The sequence below is a fragment of the Cellulomonas sp. URHD0024 genome, from assembly GCF_000426185.1.
Lineage (GTDB): Bacteria > Actinomycetota > Actinomycetes > Actinomycetales > Cellulomonadaceae > Cellulomonas.
Genome location: NZ_AUEW01000007.1, coordinates 57165 through 70635 on the forward strand (window position 1 = coordinate 57165; position 13471 = coordinate 70635).

At 71.8% G+C, this 13471-nt stretch carries 17 protein-coding genes; 10 read left to right on the top strand and 7 right to left on the bottom strand.

Annotated elements, in window-relative coordinates; all coding sequences use genetic code 11:
• The first annotated feature begins 92 nt into the window (after positions 1 to 92).
• The 3 genes from I847_RS0107930 to I847_RS26130 all read left to right on the top strand — a co-directional run bounded on the left by I847_RS0107930 (position 93) and on the right by I847_RS26130 (position 2115).
• Complete coding sequence (locus I847_RS0107930) at positions 93 to 476, top strand: VOC family protein (RefSeq protein ID WP_028049275.1); 384 nt, start codon at positions 93 to 95, stop codon at positions 474 to 476.
• A 24-nt stretch (positions 477 to 500) separates the two neighbouring features.
• A complete protein-coding gene (locus tag I847_RS0107935; RefSeq protein WP_034609556.1) occupies positions 501 to 1220 on the top strand; it encodes an SDR family NAD(P)-dependent oxidoreductase in 720 nt (239 codons plus the stop codon).
• Positions 1221 to 1413: 193 nt separating this feature from the next.
• Positions 1414 to 2115, top strand: a complete 702-nt coding sequence (locus I847_RS26130; RefSeq protein WP_155856060.1) for a PadR family transcriptional regulator — start codon at positions 1414 to 1416, stop codon at positions 2113 to 2115.
• 101 nt (positions 2116 to 2216) lie between these two features.
• Here I847_RS26130 and I847_RS22565 read toward each other — a convergent pair whose 3' ends face one another.
• The 3 genes from I847_RS22565 to I847_RS0107955 are packed head-to-tail and all read right to left on the bottom strand — an operon-like array spanning position 2217 to position 4986.
• A complete protein-coding gene (locus I847_RS22565) occupies positions 2217 to 3506 on the bottom strand; it encodes a low temperature requirement protein A (protein WP_255346369.1) in 1290 nt (429 codons plus the stop codon).
• Complete coding sequence (locus tag I847_RS0107950; protein WP_034609558.1) at positions 3503 to 4237, bottom strand: YqjF family protein; 735 nt, start codon at positions 4235 to 4237, stop codon at positions 3503 to 3505. Before I847_RS0107950 ends, I847_RS22565 begins: the two co-directional genes overlap by 4 nt.
• 17 nt (positions 4238 to 4254) lie before the next feature.
• Positions 4255 to 4986 (bottom strand): DUF4386 family protein, encoded by a 732-nt coding sequence (locus I847_RS0107955; RefSeq protein WP_028049278.1) that lies wholly within the window; start codon positions 4984 to 4986, stop codon positions 4255 to 4257.
• Between the two features lie 102 nt (positions 4987 to 5088).
• Here I847_RS0107955 and I847_RS22570 point away from each other — a divergent pair, with 102 nt between their 5' ends.
• Positions 5089 to 5790, top strand: a complete 702-nt coding sequence (locus I847_RS22570) for a TetR/AcrR family transcriptional regulator (protein ID WP_051274590.1) — start codon at positions 5089 to 5091, stop codon at positions 5788 to 5790.
• Positions 5791 to 5859: 69 nt separating this feature from the next.
• On the opposite strand, the gene I847_RS0107965 is transcribed toward I847_RS22570, so the two are convergent.
• Both I847_RS0107965 and I847_RS0107970 read right to left on the bottom strand, forming a co-directional pair.
• Positions 5860 to 6912 (bottom strand): NAD(P)-dependent alcohol dehydrogenase, encoded by a 1053-nt coding sequence (locus tag I847_RS0107965; RefSeq protein WP_028049279.1) that lies wholly within the window; start codon positions 6910 to 6912, stop codon positions 5860 to 5862.
• Positions 6913 to 7009: 97 nt separating this feature from the next.
• Complete coding sequence (locus tag I847_RS0107970) at positions 7010 to 7354, bottom strand: VOC family protein (protein WP_028049280.1); 345 nt, start codon at positions 7352 to 7354, stop codon at positions 7010 to 7012.
• Positions 7355 to 7495: 141 nt separating this feature from the next.
• Here I847_RS0107970 and I847_RS25485 point away from each other — a divergent pair, with 141 nt between their 5' ends.
• From I847_RS25485 to I847_RS0107990, 4 genes are read left to right on the top strand one after another with little or no spacing between them, the layout of a single operon-like run.
• A complete protein-coding gene (locus I847_RS25485; RefSeq protein WP_028049281.1) occupies positions 7496 to 8758 on the top strand; it encodes a sensor histidine kinase in 1263 nt (420 codons plus the stop codon).
• Complete coding sequence (locus I847_RS0107980; RefSeq protein ID WP_028049282.1) at positions 8755 to 9399, top strand: response regulator transcription factor; 645 nt, start codon at positions 8755 to 8757, stop codon at positions 9397 to 9399. Before I847_RS25485 ends, I847_RS0107980 begins: the two co-directional genes overlap by 4 nt.
• A gap of 25 nt (positions 9400 to 9424) precedes the next feature.
• Entirely contained in the window at positions 9425 to 10012 is a 588-nt protein-coding gene (locus I847_RS0107985) for a TetR/AcrR family transcriptional regulator (protein ID WP_028049283.1), read from the top strand.
• A 13-nt stretch (positions 10013 to 10025) separates the two neighbouring features.
• Positions 10026 to 10880, top strand: coding sequence for an alpha/beta fold hydrolase (locus tag I847_RS0107990; RefSeq protein WP_028049284.1), 855 nt, complete (start codon positions 10026 to 10028; stop codon positions 10878 to 10880).
• On the opposite strand, the gene I847_RS0107995 is transcribed toward I847_RS0107990, so the two are convergent.
• Together I847_RS0107995 and I847_RS27550 are read right to left on the bottom strand one after the other, a co-directional pair.
• Positions 10871 to 11359, bottom strand: coding sequence for a hypothetical protein (locus tag I847_RS0107995; protein ID WP_028049285.1), 489 nt, complete (start codon positions 11357 to 11359; stop codon positions 10871 to 10873). The two genes, I847_RS0107990 and I847_RS0107995, sit on opposite strands and share 10 nt — an antisense overlap.
• On the bottom strand, positions 11356 to 11478 hold the full coding sequence (locus I847_RS27550; protein WP_255346365.1) for a hypothetical protein: 123 nt from the start codon (positions 11476 to 11478) through the stop codon (positions 11356 to 11358). The genes I847_RS0107995 and I847_RS27550 overlap by 4 nt, the downstream gene beginning before the upstream one ends.
• Positions 11479 to 11569: 91 nt before the next feature.
• Between I847_RS27550 and I847_RS0108005 the strand changes: the two genes are divergently transcribed.
• Together I847_RS0108005 and I847_RS22580 are read left to right on the top strand one after the other, a co-directional pair.
• On the top strand, positions 11570 to 11989 hold the full coding sequence (locus I847_RS0108005) for a MarR family winged helix-turn-helix transcriptional regulator (RefSeq protein WP_028049286.1): 420 nt from the start codon (positions 11570 to 11572) through the stop codon (positions 11987 to 11989).
• Entirely contained in the window at positions 11986 to 13467 is a 1482-nt protein-coding gene (locus I847_RS22580; protein WP_081680630.1) for an MFS transporter, read from the top strand. Before I847_RS0108005 ends, I847_RS22580 begins: the two co-directional genes overlap by 4 nt.
• The last annotated feature ends 4 nt before the right edge of the window (positions 13468 to 13471 follow it).

Below are 13471 nucleotides of genomic sequence, written 5' to 3' on the forward strand. Positions count from 1 at the left end.
GTCGTGTGGGGCCTCTCTACTGTGCCCCGTCGGCGGGATGACGGGCGAGACCCCGGAAATTCGACAGAATGGCACGGTCGAAGGAGGAACCCATGCTCCGCATCACCGTGACCAGCGTGTACGTGGACGACCAGCAGAAGGCGCAGGACTTCTACACGGGCGTCCTGGGATTCACGACGAAGCACGACATCCCGCTCGGCGAGGCCCGCTGGTTGACGGTCGTGTCGCCGGCCGCGCCCGACGGCGTCGAGCTGTTGCTGGAACCGGCCGGGCATCCGGCCTCGCAGGCGTTCAAGGCCGCGCTGTTCGAGGACGGCATCCCGTTCACGATGTTCGGGGTCGACGACGTGCAGGCCGAGTTCGAGCGGTTGTCGGCCGCCGGGGTGCGGTTCGTCACCGATCCCACGCCGGCCGGCCCGGTCACGATCGCGGTCTTCGACGACACCTGCGGGAACCTCATTCAGATCGCGAGCTGACGCATCGCGGGTGAGGCTCGTCGTATGAGACGTGCGGTGGTGACGGGCGGCGGCACCGGGATCGGGCTCGCCGTGGCGCGACGGTTGGTGGCAGACGGCGACGAGGTGACGATCGTCGGGCGGCGCAGGGACGTCCTCGAGCGGGCGTCGGCGGGGTCGATGGGCATCGAGGTCGCGGATCTGCAGGAACCGGCCGAGGTCGAGGGGCTCGCGGACCGGCTCGCGGACCGGCTCGGTGCGGTTGACGTTCTCGTGCTCAACGCGGGCGGCTCGCTGACGCGTGAGGGGGACGGCCTGGCGGCGACCGCGCGGATCTGGACCGACGAGTTCCGGCTCAACGTGCTGACGACGGTGCTCCTCGGCGAGGCGCTCCTGCCGGTGATGTCCCGGCCGGGTGGTCGGATCGTCGCGATGAGCTCGGTGGCCGCCCTGCGAGGTGCGGGCTCGTACGGCGCTGCGAAGGCGGCGATCAACTCCTGGGTGACCGGGACGGCCGGCGCCGTCGCCGCCGACGGGATCACCGTGAACGCGGTCGCACCGGGTTTCGTGCCGGACACCGAGTTCTGGGAAGGGCGTCTCGACGACGACGAACGACGTCGTCGCGTCTCCCGCATCCCGGCGGGGCGGCCGGGGACGGTGGACGAGGTCGCTGCGGCCGTCGCGTACCTGGCGTCGCCGGACGCGGGTTGGACCACCGGTCAGGTGCTCGCGGTGCACGGCGGTGCGGTCCTCGCGCGGCTCTGACCACGGCAGGTACGGAGGGTCCGGCTGGTATATCGGTAGCGCTTGTCAACGTCCTATCAACGATATATCGTTACGATCATCCGGTGGAGAGCATCACCTCCCGGACGCCGCAGAGCCCGACGCGATCCCGCGCCAGCCGGCGACGCCCCCGGGCCGCCAGGCCCGGGCACCGACCTTCCAAGGAGAACCACTCATGCGACACCCCTACACAGACGACACCCGCGGCCGACAGCGTCGCGGAGACTTCCCCAGCGCGCCCTACGGCGAGGGTTTCGACCCGCGCCGCGGCGCCTTCCGACCGCACGGTGACCACGAGCACGGGCCCGGCCCGCGCGGTGAGCACGAGCACGGGCCCGGCCCGCGCGGCTTCGGTGGTCCACGGGGCTTCGGCGGCCCGGGCCTCGGCGGACGCGGACCCGGCCGGCGTGCCGGTCGCGGCGACATCCGCGCGGCCGTCCTCCTGCTGCTCAAGGAGCAGCCGATGCACGGCTACCAGCTGATCCAGGAGATCGGCGAGCGGTCCGGCGGCCAGTGGCGGCCGAGCCCGGGCGCCATCTACCCGGCGCTCAACCTGCTCGAGGACGAGGGCCTGGTCACCATCACCGCCGAGTCCGGCCGCAAGATGGCCCGTCTCACGGACGCCGGCACCGCCTACGTCACCGAGAACGCCGAGCAGCTGGGCAGCCCCTTCGAGGACGCGGCCAGCCGGCCGACGTCACCCGGACGCAACCTGCGCGGTGCGCTCGAGGCGCTCGCGGCCGCGGCCCACCAGGTCGCCCGCTCCGGCACGGACGAGCAGGCCACCCAGGCGCTCGCGGTGCTCGAGCGATCGCGCCGGGATCTCTACCTGATCCTGGCGGGCGACCCGGTCGCTCCCCCGGTCGAGGACGCCTGACCTCTGCCAGTGCCGAGTGCGTGAGCTTGAACCCAGTTCGTAGGTTCAAGCTCACGCACTCGGTTCATACGCACGAACTCGCGGGTCGGACGGGTGACTCCTCACGCCGACGGCTCGCCATACGCCCGGGCGTAGACCCGCACCTCCGTGACCGCGAACACGTAGGCCACGACGACGATCACGACCAGTCCTGCCAGTGACGGCAGAGCCGCGAGCAGCGGCACGAGTGCGGTGGCGGTCGCCGCGCCGAGGAGCCGGACCCACGACCACGCCCGTCCGGCCGAGCGCAGGAGCACGGCGGTCCCGACGAGATAGGTGGCGACTCCACCGCAGAGCACAGCCGCGCCGAAGACCCCGAACGGTTCCGCGGACCCGACGTCGGCCATCGCCTCCTCCACGCCGAGGGAGGCCACGACGACCCCCGCGATGAGCACGTAGTGCAGGTAGGTGTACGCGAGCGTCGCGTACTCCGCGCGGGCGACGCCGTCCTTCTGAGCGAGGGCGCGCTCGGCCGAGTTGGCGCAGCCCGGGAAGTAGACCCACCACAGGACCAGCGCCAGGGCGACGCACAGGACGGCGCCGGTGATCACGGGGACGCTGACCGGCAGGGCCGAGGCCCCCACCCCGATCGCGACGACGGACTCACCGAGCGCCAGGATGACGACGAGTCCGTACCGCTCGGCCCAGTGCGACGGCGACTGCAGCCGCCAGTCGCCGCGGCGACCCGTCAGGAGTGTGAGCGCCAGGTCCCAGGCGACGGCGAAGAGCCAGATCCAGGTCTGCGCCGGCTCCCCGACGAACGCGCCGACCAGCAGCAGCACGAAGGCCGGCAGGAACGCGACGACCTGGGTCCGCAGGACCTGCCGCTGCAGGGCGGGGTCGTCGCGACCGGCGACCAGGTAGAGCGACATGTGGACGAGCCGCACGATCCCGTACGCGACGACGAACACCACCGGCCCGTCCAGCCCACCCAGCAGGTCGTGGAAGGCCTCCGGGATGGCCAGCGTCGCGACGAAGATCGTCGCCATCGCGACCGACATCCCGGCGCGCAGCACGCCCTGGTCGGCGGGCGACTGGTTGGCGAGCCAGCTGAACGAGGTCCACGTCCACCAGAGCAGCCCGATGACGATCAGCGCCTGGAGCACCCCGAGGGCGCTGTGTCCCTCGGCCATGAGGTGGCTGACCTGGGTGAACGCATAGACGTACACGAGGTCGAAGAACAGCTCGAACGTCGTGACGCGGTGCCCCTCGTCAGAGGCCGCAGGCCGAGGCGCCGGATCACGGGACTCACCTTGCCCTGCGCAGGGGCAGGAGAGCGAGGAGTTCCGCCGACGACGGCCGCGACCGGGTGTCCGCCGGGCGTGGTCGCGACCAGCGGGTACGCGCGTCAGTCGAGCCTGGAGGCGACCGGTGGGTGCGGGACGGCGAAGCGGGCGTGGACGCCGGGGGAGTAGAGCACCGAGGGCGGCGGACCGTCCACGTAGATCCCCGCGGCGGCGACGAGCTCGTCGTCCAGCGACACCAGCTCCGCGCGCCGCAGCGGCCAGGGCTCGTGGTCGTTGGGGACGAACCGCGTGCGTCCGCGGATCAGCGTGTGCATGCCCCACCGGGCGGTGAGGAAGTCGGCGAGAGGGTCGTCGACCACGACCGAGGACGACGGCCGGACCACGATCCGCGACGACGGCCGCGTGCCGGTCAACCTCGTCGACCGGTAGTCGAGGACGTCGTCGTCCCGGTGCAGCGACATCCGCGCCCACTGGTACGGCACGTTCATGACCGTCCGCGCGCCGAGCACGGTCAGCACCCGCGACGCCTCGAGCGACCGGAACAGGATGCCTCGTCTGCCGTCGTCGTCGACCGTGTACAGCCGCACATTGATCTCGGGGAAGTCGCCGATGTAGGGCAGCGCCGGTCCCGGGACGATGCGGAACCGTGCCATCCGGAACGCGAGCAGCCCGACCCACGACGAGCCGTCGAACTCGTCGGGACGCGTGCCGGGCGGGTAGAAGTGTGCGATCTCGTCGGAGGGGACGCGCCAGTGCAGGATGCTCACCCGCTGCCACTCCTGCGTGAGGATCACGCGCCCGGTCAGCGGCGGCGCGACAGGCTGGATGGGGTCCATGCGGGCCACGGTACGGCTCAGGCGTCGACGAGGACGTACTCGTTGTCTCGCGACGACGATCGCAGGAGCGCGACGCCGAGCACGAGCAGTCCGAGGTACCAGACCGAGTAGATCGACGAGCCGAGTGCGGAGAGGGCGTCGCTGTCGAACCAGCCGGCCGGGATCAGCGTGACGGTCCACGCGGCAGCCACGACGGCGAGCGAACGACGCAGCCAAGCGGGAGCCACGTCGGCGGCGCGCCACGCGAGGATTGCGATCCCGACGGCCCAGACGCCCTGCAGCAGCCAGCCGAGGTGCTCGCCGAGCGCGCTGCCGGCGTAGGCGTTGAGCAGGTCGTAGCTCGCGGCCGTCGCCTCCTGGGTGCCGGCCGAGGTGGCCGGGTCGAGGTACCGCTCGGCGAGCGCAGGCACGACGAGCGGCCAGCGGACCCAACCGAGGCTCTGGACGACCGGCGCGACGACGCCGAACGCCGTGACGGTGAGGAGCGCGGTGTCGGTGCCCCGGCTGCGGGCGAGCAGGCGGTGCAGCGCGATCACGCCGGGGACGAGGATCAGGCTGGCGGCCATCTCGAGGACGAAGAGCGTCTGCACCGTGCCCGCGACCTTCGCGAACGCGGGCAGCGCCTCGGTGGCCGGGGCGTCGAGGATGTCGGGCCAGCCGAACGTCACGCTCAGGCCGACGCTGGCAAGGGCTGCCAGCGCGCCGGAGACGATGAGCGAGAGAGCGGCAGTGCGGCGGTCGGTGGTCATGTCGGCTCCTCCTGAAACGAGAACACTGTTCTCTGTTGTGCGAACAGTGTTCTCGCTCGGCCGGTGCGTGTCAAGAACAGTGTTCTCGGTTATGGTCTCGGGGTGGCCGGCACCCTCCGCGAGCAGCGGCGACAGGAGATGACCGAGGCGATCCTGCGCTCGGCGCGAAGGCAGCTGGAGACGGCGGGTGTCGAGGGCGTGACCCTGCGGGAGGTCGCGCGCGACATCGGGATCGCCGTCTCGGCGCTCTACCGGTACGTCGACGACCGCGACGACCTCATCACCGAGCTGCTGGTGGAGGCGTTCACGGACCATGCCGATGCGGTCGACGCGGCCGTCGACGCTGCCTCGCCGGGCGATGTGCGCGGCGCGATCGTGGCTGCCTTCCGCGCCTACCGGTCCTGGTCGGTGGAGAATCCTGCGCAGTTCGGGCTGGCCTTCGGCGCCCCGGTGCCCGGCTACCACGCGCCGGCCGGCCGCACGATCGCGGTCGCAGTGCGTCCGGGCGGGCGGGTCATGGCCCTGTTCGCGCAGGCGTACGCGGCCGGACTCGTCGACCCCGACGTGCTGGCTCGTCGTGAGTCGCTTCTCGACGAGGGCACGTCAGCCGGCTTCGAGGCACTCGCGCAGCGCCAGTCCTACCCTCTGCCTGCCCCGGCGGTCGCGCTGGCCGTCGACGCCTTCGTCCGCGTCCACGGCTTCACCGTGATGGAGGTCTTCGGCCAGCTCCGTCCCCTGGTCAGCCCGGCCGACGCCTACTTCGACACCCTGCTCTCGGAGATCGTCGCGAACCTGGGCCTGTGAGTTCGTGCGCTCCAACCGAGTTCGTGCGTTTGAACGCTCGAACTCGGTTCGAGCGCACGAACTCGGGGCTCAGCCGGCGGGGATCGTCGACGTGTCGATGACGAAGCGGTAGCGGACGTCGCTGGCGACGACACGGTCGTAGGCCTTGTCGACGTCGTCGGCCGTGATGGTCTCGATCAGCGAGGCGATCCCGTGCGCCGCGCAGAAGTCGAGCATCTCCTGGGTCTGGCGGATGCCACCGATGTTGGACCCGGAGATGGACCGCCGGCCCGCGGTGAGCGAGAAGACGCGGAACGACTGGGCGTTCTCGGGGAGGCCGACGAACACGAGCGACCCCTCGAACGCGAGCAGCCGCAGGTACGCGTCCAGGTCGAGGTCCGCCGAGACCGTGCTGATGATCAGGTCGAAGGTGCCCTTCAACGACCTGAAGGTCGACGGGTCGCTCGTCGCGTAGTAGTGGTCGGCGCCGAGCGCGCGGCCGTCGGCCTCCTTGGACAGCGACTGGCTGAGCACCGTGACCTCGGCGCCGAGCGCGTGCGCGAGCTGGACGCCCATGTGCCCGAGCCCGCCCATGCCGACGATGGCCACGCGGCGGCCCGGTCCTGCGCCCCAGTTCTTCAGCGGCGAGTAGAGCGTGATCCCGGCGCACAGCAGCGGCGCGGCGACGTCGAGAGCGAGCTCGTCGGGGAGGTGCAGGACGTAGTTCTCGTCGACGACGATCTGGGTGGCGTAGCCCCCGTAGGTCGGCTCGCCGCTGTACTGGCGGCCGTTGTAGGTGGCGACCATCCCGCGCTCGCAGAACTGTTCCTCGCCGGCCACGCAGCGTGCGCACTCGCGGCAGGAGTCGACGAAGCAGCCGACGCCGACGCGCTCGCCGACGGACCGCTTGGTGACGCCGGAGCCGACGGCGGAGACGACTCCCGCGATCTCGTGCCCGGGAACCATCGGGAAGATGCCCGCGCCCCATTCCGCGCGCGCCTGGTGGATGTCCGAGTGGCAGATGCCGGCGTAGGCGATGTCGATGAGGACGTCGTGCTCGCCCAGCTCGCGGCGGTCGATGGTGCCGCGCTCGAACGTCGCACCGGCAGAGGGGGCGAGCAGGGCGGGAACGGTCAGGGACACAGAGGTCTCCTCGAGACGACGGCGGGGAGAGCCATCATGCCCCGGCGCCGATCCAGCCGCGCGTCAGCCCCTGCACCCCGGACCGTCGATCATCCGCTCAGGCGTCCTGCACCAGCCCGATGACGTTGCCGTCCGAGTCGGCGACGGTCGCGACGGTCCGGCCCGGACCGACCTCGCTCGGCTCCTGGAGCACGCTGCCGCCGGCCGCGACGAGCGCGTCGCTCGCGGTCGCCAGGTCGGCGACCTTCCAGTAGTACGTCGGGCCGGTCATGCCCTGCTCGTGACCGTGCGGGTTGAGGCCGAGGTGGAGGCCCGCGGTCTCGTAGCCGACGTAGTACGGCGCGTCGTGCAGCGGCTCCACGCCCAGCAGCGCGGTGTAGAAGGCCTTGCCCGCATCGAGGTCCTTGACCGGCACCACGACGATCTTCAGTCCGTCAGTCATGTTCATCCTCATTCCATGTATCAGGGGCTCGTGCCCGCTCTCCTCCACCTGACGGATCATCCCTGTGACGTGTGACGACCGCCTCCGAGATCCGTCTCGGGACGGTGTCCGCGGGGCTCGGTGATCCATCACGATGACTGCATGACGACAGTCGAGATCGACGCCGTGGCCCCAGCAGTGGTCCGGCCCGCGCAGGGGGCGGGCCGGCGCAGCTGGGGCCCTTCGGTGTTCCTGGCGACAGCTGTCGGCGCGGTCCTGCTCGCGACGCCCACCGTCACCCAGTACGAGCACGGGAAGAGCGGGACGTCCTACACGTCGATCGGTGGCTTCGCGCAGGCCGACTACACCTCGATGACGTGGACCTGGTTCCAGCCGGGGCTGCTCCTGGGGGTGCTCGTGGTGGGCGCGGTCGTGCTGGCTCGCCGACGGCCGGTCCTCGCCACCGGAATCGCCCTGCTCCCGTTCCTCACCGTGCCCCTGAACGACGACCGTCTGTTCCCGCAGGGCTGGTGGCTGGGCCTCGTGGCGATCGCGATGCTCGCGGCCCTCGACGGGAGACGGAATGCGCTGGTGCCGTTCCTCGCCGCGACGACGGTCCTCGCGATGTGGTGCTTCGGCGGGTGGGTCGCCGTTCTTCCGGCCGGACCGTCTCCGGTGGCCTACACGGTGGTCAACGCGTGGCTGCTCTTCGGGGCGTGGTTCACGATCCAGGTCGTGGCCGTCGGGGCGTTCGCCGGCGCCGGTGTCGTCTGGCGCGCGCGCATCCGGTCGCGGGACGCGGCCGTCATCGAGCAGCACGCCCTCGAGGTCGAGTCGCTGGCCGGCGAACGGGCGCGGCTCGCCCGTGACCTGCACGACGTCGTCGCGCACCACGTGTCGCTCGTCGCCGTGCGTGCCGAGTCGGCGCCCTACGTGCACCCCGGCCTGGACGACACCGCGCGCGGGGTGCTGGCGGCGATCGCGACCGACGCCCGCGAGGCGCTGACGGAGCTGCGCCAGGTGCTCGTCGTGCTGCAACGCACCGACCACTCCGACGACCGGACGCCTCAGCCGACCGCGTGCGACGTCGACCAGCTCGTGGTGTCGGCGGTGGCGGCGGGCCAGCCGATCGAGGTCGTCGGGACGTGGAGGGACATCAGCGCGGCGAACGGGTACGTGCTCTATCGGGCGGTCCAGGAGGGGCTCACCAACGCCCGCCGGCACGCGCCGGGAACCACGACGCGGCTGGTTCGCCGGCAGGACGACGGCGGTGTCGGGTTCAGCCTCTCGAACCCGGCGGAGCGTGCCGACGAGCCTGGTCGCGGGCTGATCGGCATGCGGGAACGCGTCGAGGCGCTCGGTGGGACGTTCGGCACGCAGGTCGTCGACGGCACGTTCGTGCTCGACATCTGGTTGACCGCGTGACGACCGTCGTCGTCGCCGACGACCAGCCCGTGGTGCTGCAGGGGTTCGCGGCGATCATCGGCGCGGCGGCGGACCTGTCGGTGGTCGGTTCGGCCGTCGACGGGCAGGCGCTCCTGGACCTCGTCGCGACGACGAGGCCGGACGTGGCCGTGGTCGACATCCGGATGCCCGTGCTGGACGGGATCGCGGCGACGCAGCGGATCACCGCCGACCACCCAGGCACGCGCGTGCTGATCCTGACGACGTTCGACCTCGACGAGTACGTGTACGACGCCCTGCGCGCGGGCGCGTCAGGCTTCCTGCTCAAGGACGTGACGGCGGACCGCCTGGTCGAGGCCGTGCGGTTGGTCGCCGACGGCTCGATGCTCCTGGGCCCGACGGTGACCCGGCGGCTGGTCGAGGACTTCGCCGCCCGAACGCCCGTGCGCACGCCCGTGCCCGGCATCGACGACCTGACGCCGCGCGAGCGCGAGGTGCTGCTGGCCGTGGCGCGTGGCCTGTCGAACGGGGAGATCGCCGCGGAGCTGTGGATCGCCGAGCCGACGGTCAAGTCGCACGTGTCGGAGGCGCTGCGCAAGCTCGGTTGCCGCGACCGCGTCCAGCTGGTGATCGCCGCGTACGAGTCGGGGCTGGTGTCCTAAAGCACGATCGTGCTAAAACTGCACGGTGAGCAAGGGTGACGAGACGCGGCAGGCGGTGCTCGACCAGGCGGTCGAGATCGCCGGCCGGCTCGGCGTCGCCGGTCTGACCATCGGCTCGCTCGCCACGGCGACCGGGCTCTCCAAGAGCGGCCTCTACGCGCACTTCCGGTCCAAGGAGGCGCTGCAGCTGGCCGTCCTCGGTCAGGCGCGCGAGCGGTTCGTCGAGCAGGTCCTCCGACCCGCCCTCGCCGCGCCGAGGGGTGTCCCGCGCATCCGCACACTGTTCGACTACTGGGTGCGCCTGTCCGACGAGGGCTCGGCCGGCTGCCTGTTCGTGTCGGCGTCCACCGAGTTCGACGACCAGCCCGGCGTCGTGCGGGAGCAGCTGGTCCGCGACCACTGGGACCTGGCCGACTCGCTCGCGCAGATGTACCGGTCGGGCGCCAAGGACGGGCAGCTGCGCGACGCGGAGTCCCCCGAGCAGTTCGCCCACGACCTGCACGGGATCATGCTGGCGCACTTCCACGCGCACCGGCTCCTGCACGACCCGACCGCCGACGACCGGGCGCGCTTCGCGTTCGAGCGTCTGCTGGCCTCGCTCGTCGTCTCCTAGGAAGCGAACGTCGATGACCCAGACGACTGCACAGAAAAGCACGATCGTTCGTGCGACGGTTCCACGGACGCTGCGGCTGACCGTGCAGACGCTCGACCGCGTCTCGCCGAGGCTCGTCGCTCGCGGTGCGCTACGGATGTGGTGCACGCCGACCCATGCCAAGCCGGGTGAGCACGTGCCGGGTGGCACCCCCTGGCGCCTGGCACAAGGGATCGTCGGTGAGACCTGGGGCGCCGGACCGCGCGTGTACCTCGTGCACGGCTGGGGCGGCCACCGGGCGCAGCTCGCGGCCTTCGTCGAACCGCTGGTGACCGCCGGATTCCAGGTGATCGCCTACGACGCCCCGAGTCACGGCGACTCAGGCCCGGGCGGTCTCGGGCGCCGCCGCAGCAGCCTCGTCGAGCTGATGGACGCGATCGAGACCGTCATCGCAGCCCACGGCACGGCCCACGCGGTGGTCGGTCACTCGCTCGGGGCGGCCGCCGTCGCGCTCGCGGTGCTGGACGGCACGCCCGCCGACCGCCTGGTGCTGATCGCGCCGCCCGCCGAGCCCGTCGAGTACACCCGGGCGTTCGCGCGGGCCCTGGGGTTCAAGGAGAAGACGAGGCAGCTCCTGCTGCAGCGCATGGAGGTCCTGGCGAACCGGCCGCTGAGCGACCTGGTGATCCCCACCCGGTCCGCCGGGCGGACCGACCTGCCGCCGCTGCTCGTGCTCGCCGACCGGACCGACAAGGAGTCGGACCCCGCGGACGGCGAACGCATCGCCGAGTCCTGGCCGGACGCCGAGCTGCGGATGACCGACGGCCTGGGGCACCGGCGGATCCTGCGGGACCCCGCCACGATCGCGGCGGTGGTCGACTACCTGTAGCGGCGCCGGCCGACGTACACGAGATGGACGGCGGCCGCGACGACTCCCGGGTCGGCCGCCGTGGCGACGAGCCGGTCCACCTGCTCGCGGTAGGCGTCCGGGTCGGCCAGCCGGAGGGCCTCCAGGCTGTCCTCGTCGCCTTCCAGGAACCCGTGCGTGGCGGCCACGGTCACGGTGTCGAACCCCGGCGGTACGAACGGCCCTCGTGCGATGGCCAGCGCGAGCAGACCGCCCGGACGCAGCACGTCAGGGGCTGGAACGCGGTGGACCGGGTCGAGCCCGAGCACCGCGTCGAAGACGGTGTCCGCGGCACCATGAACCTCCCAGCCCAGCTCGGTCAGCCAGACGGCGTAGGGCCCCGATCCGCCGTCGAGATCCAGCGCGACGCCGGGCGGTCCGAGGTGCGGCTCGACCAGCCGCGTGGTGAGCACGCGCTCGAGACACGTCTCCGGACCGGGCTCGGCCACGACGTCCGTCACGGTTGCTTCCGCAGCGCGGACACGCCCCGGCCGAGGTAGCGCCGCTGCTTCTCGTCAGTGAACGGGTCGAGGATCCGGTGGTTCGCCTCGCGGATCGCGTGCTGTCGAGGGATGTCCATGAGCCGGACGGTACGTCCGGGCCCGCGAGACAACGAGCGAATACCGCAGACCGTCAGTCGAACTGATCAGTTGGGCTGTATGCTGCCTGACGTGACGACCACCGACACCGCCGGGCTCGCGTTCGACCTGCGCGACGCGCTCGGCCCCATCTACCGGCGACTCATCGCCGAGAAGTCGCTGTCCATCGGGCAGAGCCGCGCGTTGAACCGGCTCGCGAACGTCGGCCCGGCGACGTCGGCGGCGCTGGCGGCCAGCGAGCACATCACCCCGCAGTCGATGGCCGTGATCGTCGCGGACCTCGAGCGTGCGGGCCGCATCACCCGCAGCGCCGACCCCACCGACGGGCGCCGCATGATCATCGAGATCACCGAAGCGGGCCGTGCGGCGGTCGAGGCGGACCGGCGCGCGACGAACACCTGGCTGGCCGCTGCGGTCGCCTCGCTCGACGACGACGACCGGGTCGCCCTCGCCGGAGCCGTCGACGTCCTGCGCAAGCTGGCCACCCGATGACCGGCAAGCGCTTCGTCCCGGCCCTCGTCTACGCGGCTCTGGCCGCCGCGATCATCAGCTCGCTCGGCCTCCTGCTGGTACCCACGCTGTCCGCCGAGTTCGGTGTCTCGGTCAGCACTGCGCAGTGGACGCTGACCGTGAACCTGCTGGTCGGGGCGGTCGCGACACCGGTCCTCGGGCGGCTGTCCGACGGGCCGCACAAGAAGCGGATCCTGCTCCTCACGCTCGCCGTCATCTTCGTCGGCTCCGTGCTGGCCGCGACCGCGCAGACGTTCTCCGTGATCCTCGTCGGCCGCGCGCTGCAGGGGCTGTCGTACTCCATCACGCCGATGGCCATCGCGCTGGCCCGCCGCTACGCACCGCCGGACAAGATCGGACCCGGCATCGCCGCGCTGTCCGTCACGGTGGCCACCGGTATCGGCATCGGGTACCCCCTGACCGGGATCATCGCCGCGTCGTTCGACTTCCGCTGGGCGTTCTGGTTCGCGGCCGCGTTCGTCGTCTCGGCGTTCGTCGTGATCCTCGTGGCCGTGCCGAAGGGTCCCGACGACCAGGGCCTGCGCCGCCGCTTCGACACCCTGGGCGCCGCCCTGCTCGGCGTCGGCCTGGCCATGCTGCTGCTCGGCATCAGCGAGGGCCCACGGTTCGGCTGGGCCTCGGCCACGACGATCGGGCTGCTCGTCGGCGCCGCGGTCGTGCTCGCCCTGTGGGCCTGGCGCGAGCTCAGCACCGACCACCCGCTCATCCGGCTCGACCTCATGCGCAAGCCCGACGTGCTGCTGGCGAACGCGACCGGCCTGTCGATGGGCGCGTCCATGTACATCGGCGTCTCGGTGATCAGCCTGGTCGCGCAGGCGCCGACGAGCACCGGCTACGGCGTCGGCATGCCGCTGTTCTGGGCGGGCTTCGTCATGCTGCCCCTCTCGATCGGCAGCCAGCTGGCCAGCCGCCTGTGCCGCGCGTTCGCGCACCGGCTCAGCTTCACGGTGATGCTGCCGCTCGGCGCGCTGTTCGTCACCCTGGCCAACCTGCTGCTCGTCGTCCGGCACGACGCCCTGCCCGAGCTGCTCGCGGGCATGTTCCTCGTCGGCATCGGCATCGGCACCACCTTCGCCGCGATGCCCGGCCTGATCGCCCGCGGGGTCGCCGCGCAGGAGCTGGGGTCGGCGGTGTCGTTCAACCAGGTGCTGCGGACGATCGGCGGCTCGATCGGCGCGGCCGTCGCCGGCGCCGTCATCGCGGCCCACCTGGCGCCGACCGGCCGGCCCGCGAGTCAGGGCATCGAGCTGACGTTCCTCATCGCGGCCGTTGCCTGCGGCCTCGTCTTCGTCGGGCTGGCCACGCACGCGGTCCTCTCGCTCCGGCGGGCTCGTCGGATCGCTCCGCACGACCTCCTCCACGAGCTCCAGCAGCTCGAGCCCCACGACGCGGTGCCGGTGGGCGCCGCAGAACGTGCCGAGGTGTTCGGTGCGCCCTGAGAAT

Bases quoted from the DNA above. Each gene is read 5' to 3' on its own strand.
- I847_RS0107930 (WP_028049275.1), top strand. From the start codon at position 93: ATGCTCCGCATCACCGTGACCAGCGTGTACGTGGACGACCAGCAGAAG.
- I847_RS0107935 (WP_034609556.1), top strand. From the start codon at position 501: ATGAGACGTGCGGTGGTGACGGGCGGCGGCACCGGGATCGGGCTCGCC.
- I847_RS26130 (WP_155856060.1), top strand. From the start codon at position 1,414: ATGCGACACCCCTACACAGACGACACCCGCGGCCGACAGCGTCGCGGA.
- I847_RS0107950 (WP_034609558.1), bottom strand. From the start codon at position 4,237: ATGGACCCCATCCAGCCTGTCGCGCCGCCGCTGACCGGGCGCGTGATC.
- I847_RS0107955 (WP_028049278.1), bottom strand. From the start codon at position 4,986: ATGACCACCGACCGCCGCACTGCCGCTCTCTCGCTCATCGTCTCCGGC.
- I847_RS0107970 (WP_028049280.1), bottom strand. From the start codon at position 7,354: ATGACTGACGGACTGAAGATCGTCGTGGTGCCGGTCAAGGACCTCGAT.
- I847_RS25485 (WP_028049281.1), top strand. From the start codon at position 7,496: ATGACGACAGTCGAGATCGACGCCGTGGCCCCAGCAGTGGTCCGGCCC.
- I847_RS0107990 (WP_028049284.1), top strand. From the start codon at position 10,026: ATGACCCAGACGACTGCACAGAAAAGCACGATCGTTCGTGCGACGGTT.
- I847_RS27550 (WP_255346365.1), bottom strand. From the start codon at position 11,478: ATGGACATCCCTCGACAGCACGCGATCCGCGAGGCGAACCACCGGATC.
- I847_RS22580 (WP_081680630.1), top strand. From the start codon at position 11,986: ATGACCGGCAAGCGCTTCGTCCCGGCCCTCGTCTACGCGGCTCTGGCC.